The following is a 10,927-nucleotide window of genomic DNA, read 5'->3' as shown; positions in this document are numbered from 1 at the left end:
ATTCCTCAGATGTGGCAGGTCATTTTTGCTGTCTGCTTTCAGGCTGTATTCAGGCCGTATTTACCGGCCCTGTGCCCGTAGCAGGATATTTGTGATTTTACATAAGGTGGCTGTGCTCATTGATATCTTCAATAACGTGCTTGATTACCACCATGAAGGGCACAGCCAGGAACATGCCCGCTGCGTCCAGAAGCTCGCCGCCCAGGATAATGCCCATAATGACGGCCACAGGATGCAGGTGCAGGGATTTTCCCACGATGGCCGGATACACGAGATTGTGATTAATCTGGGTCATGGCCAGATAGAAGATGGCCGTCTGAATCGTCAGTCCCGGCGTATGAATGGCCGTCATGAGAATACCGAAGCCGGATGCCACCGTAGGCCCCAGCACCGGAATAAACTCGCTGAGGGCCGATGTAACGGCAAAGACGGAGGCATAGGGCAAATCCATAATGGTAAAGTAGCTGTAGACTATGAAGCCGGTAATAAAGCATATCACCAGCTGACTGCGGATATAGGTGCGCAGGGAAAGCAGGATGCCGTCCTGCAGATGGATGATGCGCTTCCTGTCCCTGTCAGGAAAAAGATGCGCTACGTAGCTCTTGATTTTGTCCCCGTCCATCAGAAGATAGAAGGTCAGGAACAGGATGATGACGAAATCTATCAGCTTGTTGAACAGGGAAAAAGCAATCAGCAGCGAGGACTTGATGGCCTTGGTGCTGATTGCGGTAAGCTCTGACCACGCCTCATCCACGCCTTTCTGGAAAAGGCCCGTTTCAGTCAGGCCGTTCAGCTGCTGGATGTTGGTCGCCAGGGTAGGCAGTTCTTCCGTAAAACGGGAGAGGGTAGGGATGAAGTTGCTGGACACTATGGTAATCAGCCCCAGAAAGACCACCAGAAAACCGCTCAGCACCAGAAGAGACGCCAGACCTCGTGGAATACGGCTGCTGAGCTTGTCCACCGGGTCCAGGAGCAGCAGTGTCAGCAGTATGGATAAAAAGAAAACAAAGGCAAAGGACTGCATGTACCAGAAGGCCGACAGCAGTGCAATAATAGCAATGCCTATAATAATCGAAGTTTTGTGGTTCTCCCACATGGGCATCATCTCCAGTGTAAAAAGAGGGTTATACGGTTATTTCTGCAGGGCATTCAGGCGGTCGGCCAGCTCCTGGGCGGACAAATCGCCGTCAGCAGGCGTCATGACAGCCTGATTTTCCAGATATACGGTGCCGTTCTGCACATAGGCCTGCGCGATATTTTTCGTTCCCTTGTGATAGTAGCGGGCAAGGTTGCCGGCCACAAAGTAGGAGCGCTCTGCGCCGCTCATGGAAGCGGTAGAGGCAGGGGCAACGAACTCCTTGCCGTGGATTTTTACAACGCCGTCGGCAACGGTGACAACCTTGTTGGAATACTCGCTTATCTGCTTGGCGTAGGTATCGCGGCGCTCCTCATGCCCCGGATGGTCGGAAGGGTTGAAGATTTCACCGGCAAAGCTGCTGGAGCTTTCGCCGTATTTCTCGATAACCTTCTGCCATACGGCGGCAGTAGCGCCGATGTTGTAGTTAGTGTTGGCGATGTACTCGAAGGCCAGCTTGTCAGCCTCCCTCTCCTGCGGCTTGGTGATATGCACGGAATCGATGTAGTTGACTGCCACGCTGGCGCCAATGGCGGCGGCAGTTCCGCCACCGGCCGCGGCGGCCGTGCCCAGCAGGGTGACAGGAATCTGCTGCTGATAGCCTTTCAGCACATGGTTCTTCTGGCCGTGTGCCATCTCATGGCCCAGTACAACGGCGATTTCATCATCGGTGACCAGCAGGTCAAAGATGCCTGTGTTGATGGTCATGTTGTGGCCCAGGGAGCAGGCGGCATTGAAGCTGGTATCAGGGTTGATGTAGTAGTTGTAAGGCATGTCGTTGATGGACGGGTCAACCTTGGCAACACCGGCAGAGAGATTTGCCATAATGGTGTCGACGCGGCTGTTGAGATACGGGTCGGTGTTGACGCCCTGTTTATTCTTCATCTCCTGAAAAAGCGCCTGACGTCCTTCCTCGGTATCGTTAAGCTGTTTCAGCTGATTATTGGTTTCTGCCATCTGGATGCCGGCGGCAATAACGGAGCCGAGAACGCTGGCATCAGCCTGTGACGGCAGTGCCGCGGTCAACGGCATGCCCACAGCCAGGCAGGTGATAATTAATTTTGCAAGATTCTTTTTTGCATTAAACATTTTTTTCCTCCATGAATAAGTGACAAATAATTTTTTATTGTAATAATGCGTGTGGTATGAATATATGATAATATATACAGGTGGATATTTCAAATTAAAAATAGCTTAAAAATGAATTAGGATAAAGTTAGTAGAATTTTCCCAGGAGGTTTGTTATGGAGAAATTGCTGGATAAATACGCGGAGCTGGTGGTCTGCACCGGCGTGAATCTGCAGAGGGGACAGCTTTTGATGGTGAATTCGCCCATAGAGTGCGCCGATTTTGCCCGCAGGATTGCCGGAAAGGCCTTTGCCGCCGGAGCCAGGGATGTGAAGATAAACTGGTCTGATGAGCAGTTTGCCCGGCTGAGGCTGGAGGAAGCGGCCGCGGAGGTTTTTGACGAGTTTCCGGCATGGCGCAGGGACATGTTCATGGATTTCAAGGCAAGGGGGGCGGCGGTGGTTTCCATCCATGCCTCGGACCCGACGATTTTTCAGCATGTGGAGCCTGACAAGCTGCTCAGGAGCCGGCGGGCGGCCGGCAAGGCCCTTCTGGAGTATCGTCAGGCCATGATGAACAATGAGCTTCGCTGGTGCGTGGTGTCCATTCCTACGGAGAGCTGGGCCAAAAAGGTTTTTGCCGGGGAGGATGGCGGGCAGGCCGTGGAAAAGCTGTGGCAGGCGATTTTCAAGGCGGTGCGCATCGATGCGGCTCATGAGGCCGGCAATCCTGTGGAGGCCTGGCAGGCGCATATAGACTTTTTGCAGAGGGCATGCCGCTTTATGAATGAGCAGCAGTTTGCCACCCTGCATTATGCCAACGGGCTGGGCACGGACCTGACGGTGAAGCTGCCCCGGGGCCACGTTTGGGCAGGCGGTGCGGAAATCGCCGGTGACGGCGTGCGCTTCGTGGCCAATATGCCTACGGAGGAAATCTATACCCTGCCGGACAGGAACGGCGTGGACGGCGTGGTATACGCCTCCAAGCCGCTGAACTACAACGGCAGTCTCATTGAAGGGATGCGGCTGGAGTTTGCGGCCGGCAAGGTGGTAAAGGCGGAAGCCGCCAAGGGGCAGGAGGTATTGAACCAGCTTCTGGCGGTGGACGAGGGCGCCAGCTATCTGGGAGAGGTGGCGCTGGTGCCGTATGATTCACCGATTTCAAACAGCGGCATTTTGTTTTACAACACCCTGTTTGATGAGAATGCCGCCTGCCATCTGGCCTTTGGCAAGGCCTATCCTACCTGCCTGCAGGGCGGGGAGAAGATGAACTCCGTGGAGCTTTTGCAACGGGGGGTGAATGATTCGCTGGTGCATGAGGATTTTATGATTGGCACGGCGGACCTTTCCATAGAGGGCATCAGGGCTGATGGAAGCCGGGTGCAGGTTTTCCGGGACGGCAATTTTGCCGCGATATGATGACAGGGGACTGCGGTACGGCCTGAGCGGCAGTGCTGCAGATGTAATATGATTAATTCGGAGATGCAGGATATTGGATGGTTTTATAAATAGAAAGGTGCTGAAGGCGGCGTGGCCAATCGCTTTCGGCTATGTTCCGCTGGGGCTGGCCTGCGGCATTTTGGCGCAAAAGACCGGCTTTGACTGGTTTCAGATGCTGATGATGTCCACCTTCCTTTTTGCCGGCAGTGGCCAGTTTATTGCGCTGGCCATGATTGGCAGCGGCAGTACGATTATGCCGGTGGTGATGACGGTATGTATTGTCAATCTCAGGCATTTGCTGTATGCCCTGATTTTGAATCAGTATATTGCGGGGAGGTCATGGCTGTACAAGGCTTTTTACGCACAGGAGATTGTGGACGAAACCTTTGCGGTGAATCACACCCAGTTTGTCCGCCTGGGCAGGGAGTGGACGGGCCGGAATGCCATGGGGGTGAACTTTGTGGGGCATGTATCGTGGATTGCCGCCACGGTGGCAGGCCTTTTTCTGGGCAATACGGTTTATATTGATACGGCACTGGTGAGCTACGCCCTGATTGCCATGTTCATCGGGCTGTGGTCCTTTCACTTTGTCAGTCCCAGCCTGGTGCTGACAGGGGTGCTGGGAGGAATTCTTGCGCTGGTGCTGTCCTTCTGGCTGGATCACATGCTGAACGTGGTGGTGGCTACCGTTCTGGCGGCCGCCGTGGCTGCGGCCTGCCAGATGAGGCTGTCAGGGGACGGCGGGACTGGCGGTGCCGGAGCGGCATCCTCCGGGCGGCAGGAGGTTCATGGTGAGGAGGCGGATTGATGAGCTACGACGAAATTTTGCTGTGTATTTTCGGGCTTTTTCTGGTATCATATATTCCGAGGGTACTGCCCTTTGCCCTGCTGGGCAATCGTCAGCTGCCGAGATTTTTTCACCTGTGGCTGCAGTATGTGCCCACGGCGGTGTTCGGGGCCTTGATTTTTACCTCGATTTTCGGCAGTGGTGCGGAAGGCTTCCGCTTTTCCTGGGAGAACAAGGAGCTGGTGGCGTCCATCGTGGTACTGCCTGTGGCGGCGGCCACCAAATCACTGCCCTACAGCATTATTACGGGGCTGGTGACCTACTGGGCGGCACAGCAGGTATTGTGATGGATTGTGGTTTTGTGCGCATAGGGGGAGGAAGCTTGTGAAAAGTCCCGGTTTGAAGGTGCTGGTTGTGCTGGTAGTCGTTTTGTGGCTGATTAGTGAATTTGGCCCGGCGGATGCCAGTGCCCCTGCAAGCATCTGCGGCATCGGCGTGGCGGCCATCGCTCTGGTGAAGCTGGCGGGAGCCACGAAAAAGGATAATAAATAGCAGATAAAGCTTTCGGTGATAGGTGTTTTGGATAAAGGATTGGGTGGTGTTGGTTTTGAGTATGTTGGTGGAAATGGGCTCTATTGTGGAAAACAATATCCTGTCTGACGATGTGCGCGCTATGGTAATCCATGCGCCGCGGGTGGCGGCACAGGCGGAGCCGGGACAGTTTGTCATGGTGAAGAACGAGAGCGGCAGTACGTTTCTGCGCCGTCCCTTCGGCGTGGCCGATGCGGACAGGGAGCAGGGCAGGCTTCTCCTGATTTATCGCGTGGCAGGCAAGGGCACGCGGGAGCTGGCCGGGCTGGAGCCTACCATGGAAATCAGCGTGGAAGGGCCTCTGGGGGGCGGCTTCCGCTTCGACGGGGGCAGTGCCGCTGACGGCTGTGCAGGCGGGGAAAAGGGCGGCAGGACACTGCTTATCGGCGGCGGTGTAGGCGTGGCGCCGCTCATCTACACGGCACGCCATCTGGCGGGGCTGGAGCCGGGGAACAAGCCTCTCTTCCTGCTGGGGGTAAGGAGCGCGGACGAGCTTTTCTGGCAGGATTACCTGAAGGACTTCACCGGGGAAATCATCGTGACTACCAATGATGGCTCTGCCGGGAAAAAAGGCTTTGCCATTGACGCCATGCCGGAAATCCTCGACAGATACGATATCAGGCACATCAAAATCTGCGGCCCGACCATCATGATGGAGGGGCTGGCAAAGCTGGCCATGGAGCGTGGCATAGAATGCCAGGTATCCCTTGAGAAGCGCATGGCCTGCGGCATCGGCGTGTGCCTTGGCTGTACCTTTGAGGGCAAGGTCAGCGGCAGGCGCTGGAAGATTTGCCATGACGGCCCTGTATTCCCTGCGGAGGAGGTTTTTGAGAAATGAATTTTGACAGACTGGCGACGGACTTTGCCGGCATAAAGATGAAAACTCCTGTGATGGGGGCGTCCGGCACCTTTGGCTTTGGCATTGAATACAAGGATTTCCTGAATCTCAGCGATGTGGGGGCGATTATCAGCAAGGGGCTGACGCCTCAGCCCCGTCCCGGCAACAAGGGGGTGCGGGTGGCAGAGACCCCCGGCGGCATGCTGAACTGCATCGGACTGGAAAATCCCGGCGTGGACGGATTTTTGCGGGATATTCTGCCGCGGGTGCGGCAGGAAGCGGCTGACACGGCCTTTATTGCCAATTTTTCTGCCGGTACGGTGGAGGAATACGGCATGATGGCGGCCAAGCTGGATGTGGACGGCGTGGATGGCGTGGAGGTGAACATTTCCTGCCCGAATGTCAAGGAAGGCGGCATTGTCTTTGGCACGGACCCGCGGGCGGCGGCGGCCGTGACGGAGGCGGTCAGGAAAAACACGAAAAAGCCTGTGATAGTGAAGCTGTCTCCTAATGTGACGGATATTACCGTGATGGCGCGGGCGGTGGAGGAAGCCGGTGCAGATGCTATTGCCCTCATCAACACCCTGACCGGCATGGTGATTGATGTCCGTACCCGGCGGCCGCTTTTGGGCAACATCACGGGCGGCCTTTCCGGCCCGGCCGTGAAGCCGATTGCTGTCCGCATGGTATGGCAGGCGGCGCAGGCGGTGAAGATTCCTATTCTCGGACTGGGCGGCATCACCTGCGGCGAGGATGCGGTGGAATTTTTGCTGGCAGGCGCCAGTGCCGTGGCCGTAGGTGCCGAAAATTTTGTACACCCTGATGCCGTGGTGCGGGTGGCAGAGGATATTGACGCCTATCTGGAAGCAGGCGGGCTGAAGCACGTTTCTGAGCTGGTGGGGCAGGTCAGAATCTGATGCGCAGTGTCCGGCAGGGGGATTTAGCCTGTGCTGCTGCCCGGCATTGAACATTTTTTAGCAAAAAAGAGGGTTTTCCTTTTTCATGGCGAATATTAGTCACTAGAAGGAAAAGTATTTGCATTAGGGGGTACGGAGATGTTTTTGTTTGGCTCAAGTAATGATAATAAAAAAGCTGCCGGCCGCGGCGAGGATTGTACACAGATGAAGCGCGATGTGGAAAGTCTGGACAGATTTCTGCAGAAGGCGATTGACGGGGATTATACGGCGTCGCTTCCTCATGTGGAGTCTGCCGAGCTGCAGAAGCTGGGCAGGAAGATTGAGGCATTTTTGCAGAAACAGCGCGGCGACTTGCGCTCCATGCTGATGACGCTGAACGAATCGGTATACGATTCTACCGAGGTTTCCGAGGCGCTCAACGCCATTGTTACGGAAAATACCCATGTGTCCGCCAGAATTGACGAGATGCACAAGGTGGTGGAGTCGCTGGCCAACGAGATTATGGGATTGGCGGGAACCGCCACGGAGACTTCTGACCAGACCCGCAAGGGCATGGAAGCCATGCGCAACACCGAGAGCAGTATAGATACTGTTTCGAGGGAAACTGCGGCAGCGGAGGAAAGCCTGCAGAGCATGCACGGCAGTGTGCTCCAGCTGCAGAAGGATACCGGCAATATCAACAATCTGGTGGAAACGGTGCGGGGCATTGCCGACCAGACCAATCTGCTGGCCCTGAACGCCTCCATCGAGGCGGCCCGTGCCGGTGAGCATGGCAGGGGCTTTGCGGTGGTTGCCGAGGAAGTAAGGAAGCTGGCCGAGCAGTCCAAGCTGTCCGTAAGCGAAATCAACGAGCATTTGTCCAGCATCAAGGGAACCTCCAAGGATATTACCGATGAGTTTACCCAGATGGATTCCGCTTTCAAGAACAACACTGCGGCTGTCAAGGAAGCGACCTCCCATACCCAGAAGCTGACAGGCGTGTTTGACGGCATTGACAATGCTGTCAATATTCTGGCGCCGCTGGCCGAGGAACAGTCTGCGGCCTTTGAGGAAATGACTGCTTCCCTGCGCACCACCATGGACGATGTGCACAGGCAGAATGATTCCACGCGGAACTGCAACCGTTTCGTGTATGAGGCATTGAAGACTTCCAGCCAGATGCGCACCGCTCTGGCAGAGCTGGATTTGGATATTTCCGACAAGGAAAATGTGGAGCTGGCCAAGACGGATCATCTTCTGTGGCGGGCCCGCCTCAGCCAGATGCTGTGGGGCAACATAGACCTTGATGCCGCCAACGTCCGCGACCATACCAAGTGCCGCCTGGGCAAATGGTATGCCTCCAAGGGCAAGGAGCTGTTCGGCAATCTGCCTGAGTTCCAGAAGCTGGAAAACGAGCATGCCAGATTCCATTCCTGCTGTGCGGAGGCCATTGATGCCTACCATGCGAAGAAACAGCGTCAGCTGGATGATCTGATGGAAGAGCTGTCAGCGCTTTCCTCCACTGTTATAGGCAATCTGGATAACCTGAAAAATAAGCTGTAAGGTGCTGTGGCTGTGCCTTGTATGAACAAGCTGTAAGGTACTGCAGGCTGTGCCCTGCATGGCGGCGCGGCGGCGCCGGTGCGGATATCACTCCGTTTCCGGCCCTGCCACGCCGCTTTTTGCGTGGAGCGGGCAGGGGATTTGGCGCGGGCGTACTCGCGGCTCACGGGATATTTTGCGGACAGGGCGGGAACGGCGATTTTTTTCTTGTCAGGACAGGATTTTTGTGGTATATGTAAGAAGTTAAATAATTTTTCAGGAGGAAGGATTTTGGCTGATTTAAAAGAAGAAATCCGGAAGCGTCGCACCTTTGCGATTATTTCCCATCCGGATGCAGGTAAAACAACCCTGACGGAGAAGCTGCTGCTGTACGGCGGCGCCATCCATCTTGCCGGTTCCATCAAGTCGAGAAAGACCCAGCACCACGCTGTGTCCGACTGGATGGAGATAGAAAAACAGCGCGGTATTTCCGTTACCTCGTCTGTTCTGCAGTTCAATTACAACGGGTATTGCATCAATATCCTTGATACTCCGGGACATCAGGATTTCTCGGAGGATACCTACCGCACGCTGATGGCGGTGGACAGCGCCGTAATGATTATCGATGTGGCAAAGGGCGTGGAGGCGCAGACCAAGAAGCTGTTCAAGGTCTGCAAACAGCGCGGTATCCCTATCTTCACCTTTGTCAACAAGCTGGACCGCTTCGGCAAGGCACCGCTGGATTTGATGGATGAGCTGGAGAACGTGCTGGGCATCCGCTCTTATCCTATGAACTGGCCGATTGGCACGGACGGCAATTACTTTGGCGTGTATGACAGGCAGAAAAAGCAGATAGAGCTTTTTGATGATGATACTTCCCACGGCCAGAATGCCAGGGCTTCTGTGACAGGCTCCCTCGATGACAAGGAATTCGTGGACATGCTGGGAGAGGAAGCGCATCAGACGCTGGTGGATGATATTGACCTCCTTGATACGGCCGGTGAGGAATTTGACATTGAGAAGGTGGCGCGGGGTGAGCTTACCCCTATGTTCTTTGGTTCGGCCATGACCAACTTCGGCGTGCAGAATTTTCTGGAAGAGTATTTGAAGCTGGCGCCTGAGCCGATGGGCAGGAATTCCACCGATGGGCTTATCAAGCCGGACGATGATAAATTTTCCGCCTTTGTGTTCAAGATACAGGCCAATATGAACCCTGCCCATCGTGACCGCCTTGCCTTTATCCGCATCTGTTCCGGCAAATTTGAGCGGGGCATGAGCGTGTACCACAGCCGTAGCGGCAAGCCTATCAAGCTGGCACAGCCGCAGCAGTTTTTGGCGCAGGACAGGCAGATTGTTGACGAGGCCTATCCGGGGGACATCGTAGGGCTTTTCGACCCGGGCATCTTTGGCATTGGCGATACCCTGTGCGACACCGCCCACAAATTCAGCTATGAGGATTTCCCGGTGTTCCCGCCGGAGAAGTTTGCCCGCGTGCAGGCAAAGGACACCATGAAAAGGAAGCAGTTCGTCAAGGGCGTGGAACAGCTTACCCAGGAGGGGGCCATTCAGCTGTTCCAGCAGGCAGGTGCCGGTACGGAGTCCTATATTGTGGGCACGGTAGGTACTTTGCAGTTTGAGGTGCTGGAATACAGGCTGAAAAATGAGTACGGCGTGGATATCGTCATGACCATGCAGCCTTATGAGGTGGCCCGCTGGATGACCTATGCCGACGGACGGGAGGTTACGCCTGCCAGCCTGCGCGGCGCTGACAGGGGCATGTTTGTCTATGACCGCCGCGGCAATCCTGTACTGCTGGTGAGCAATGAATGGGCGCTGGGCTGGATTACGGACAACAATCCTGATTTGGAGCTGCATGCTGTTCCTGTGGACAAGAAGGAAGTATAAGCGTGCAGGGGCCGCATGTGCAAGGCGTGCTGATGGTGCGCATCATGCAGAGTATGCAGGATATGCAAAGTGTGTAAAATGTGCAGATTCATAAGCACATAAGTACAGCTTGACATTTTCCAGCTAAAGTTATAGAATCTATACAAGACATGCAACGAGGCATAGCCGCTTCGGGTGCATGTCTTTTTCTGTTATAAAAAGGAGTGTATGATTATGAGAAGCTTCCCTTTGTTTGAGGAATTGGAACGTGAGCGTGACAAGGTGAACGAGGAATTTCACAAGACCACCAAGCCGCAGCTGATAGAGCGTTTGAAGGAGTTTGGCTTTATGCAGCCTGACCCTGATAATCCGACCAAGTTTGTGCTGGCAGAGAAGGCCACTGACAATGTGTACCATTTGTCCATCAACCGGTACAGCGTTACGGTTCAGTTCCAGCATGTAAAGCGCGGGGAGGTAAAGCTGATTTGCGACATCAGCAATTTTGCCATGAGTACCCACAACATGATGAATGTGATTATTAAGTGCGTGGATTACTGGTTGCAGTACGGCGTGGTTTATGATTATATTTCGGCACAGGGTTTCAAAGAATGTTGAGGTAGATTTCAGTTTATCGTAGTGCTTGTATGATACTTTGGTGATATTAAAGAATAGATTTATTTTTTAGTTCGTGGACTCTGTTCAGATTAAAAATGGGATGAGCAGGGACAGCTACCCCATAGAAAACAC

At 54.5% G+C, this 10,927-nt stretch carries 11 protein-coding genes; 9 read left to right on the top strand and 2 right to left on the bottom strand.

Annotated elements, in window-relative coordinates; all coding sequences use genetic code 11:
• Positions 1-97: 97 nt before the first annotated feature.
• Together ACI3UA_RS07035 and ACI3UA_RS07030 are read right to left on the bottom strand one after the other, a co-directional pair.
• Complete coding sequence (locus ACI3UA_RS07035) at positions 98-1,096, bottom strand: AI-2E family transporter (RefSeq protein WP_439724107.1); 999 nt, start codon at positions 1,094-1,096, stop codon at positions 98-100.
• Positions 1,097-1,132: 36 nt separating this feature from the next.
• Positions 1,133-2,224, bottom strand: a complete 1,092-nt coding sequence (locus ACI3UA_RS07030; RefSeq protein WP_439724106.1) for a M48 family metallopeptidase — start codon at positions 2,222-2,224, stop codon at positions 1,133-1,135.
• Between the two features lie 155 nt (positions 2,225-2,379).
• Between ACI3UA_RS07030 and ACI3UA_RS07025 the strand changes: the two genes are divergently transcribed.
• From ACI3UA_RS07025 to ACI3UA_RS06985, 9 genes are all read left to right on the top strand, one after another.
• Positions 2,380-3,621, top strand: coding sequence for an aminopeptidase (locus ACI3UA_RS07025; RefSeq protein WP_439724105.1), 1,242 nt, complete (start codon positions 2,380-2,382; stop codon positions 3,619-3,621).
• 73 nt (positions 3,622-3,694) lie between these two features.
• A complete protein-coding gene (locus tag ACI3UA_RS07020; protein ID WP_439724104.1) occupies positions 3,695-4,450 on the top strand; it encodes an AzlC family ABC transporter permease in 756 nt (251 codons plus the stop codon).
• Positions 4,450-4,776 (top strand): AzlD domain-containing protein, encoded by a 327-nt coding sequence (locus tag ACI3UA_RS07015; protein WP_439724103.1) that lies wholly within the window; start codon positions 4,450-4,452, stop codon positions 4,774-4,776. Before ACI3UA_RS07020 ends, ACI3UA_RS07015 begins: the two co-directional genes overlap by 1 nt.
• Before the next feature lie 37 nt (positions 4,777-4,813).
• Positions 4,814-4,981 carry a hypothetical protein gene (locus ACI3UA_RS07010; protein WP_439724102.1) on the top strand — a complete coding sequence of 56 codons (168 nt, stop codon included), beginning with the start codon at positions 4,814-4,816 and terminating at the stop codon, positions 4,979-4,981.
• Between the two features lie 61 nt (positions 4,982-5,042).
• A complete protein-coding gene (locus ACI3UA_RS07005; protein ID WP_439724108.1) occupies positions 5,043-5,858 on the top strand; it encodes a dihydroorotate dehydrogenase electron transfer subunit in 816 nt (271 codons plus the stop codon).
• Complete coding sequence (locus ACI3UA_RS07000) at positions 5,855-6,775, top strand: dihydroorotate dehydrogenase (RefSeq protein ID WP_439724101.1); 921 nt, start codon at positions 5,855-5,857, stop codon at positions 6,773-6,775. The genes ACI3UA_RS07005 and ACI3UA_RS07000 overlap by 4 nt, the downstream gene beginning before the upstream one ends.
• Positions 6,776-6,913: 138 nt before the next feature.
• On the top strand, positions 6,914-8,317 hold the full coding sequence (locus ACI3UA_RS06995; RefSeq protein WP_439724100.1) for a methyl-accepting chemotaxis protein: 1,404 nt from the start codon (positions 6,914-6,916) through the stop codon (positions 8,315-8,317).
• A gap of 270 nt (positions 8,318-8,587) precedes the next feature.
• Positions 8,588-10,201, top strand: coding sequence for a peptide chain release factor 3 (locus ACI3UA_RS06990; RefSeq protein WP_439724099.1), 1,614 nt, complete (start codon positions 8,588-8,590; stop codon positions 10,199-10,201).
• A 213-nt stretch (positions 10,202-10,414) separates the two neighbouring features.
• On the top strand, positions 10,415-10,795 hold the full coding sequence (locus tag ACI3UA_RS06985) for an addiction module toxin RelE (RefSeq protein WP_439724098.1): 381 nt from the start codon (positions 10,415-10,417) through the stop codon (positions 10,793-10,795).
• Positions 10,796-10,927 lie beyond the last annotated feature (132 nt).

Origin of the sequence: Anaerovibrio sp., from assembly GCF_051866355.1 — a bacterium.
Taxonomy (GTDB): Bacteria; Bacillota; Negativicutes; order Selenomonadales; family Selenomonadaceae; genus Anaerovibrio.
This window is presented reverse-complemented; position numbering and strand designations above follow the sequence as displayed.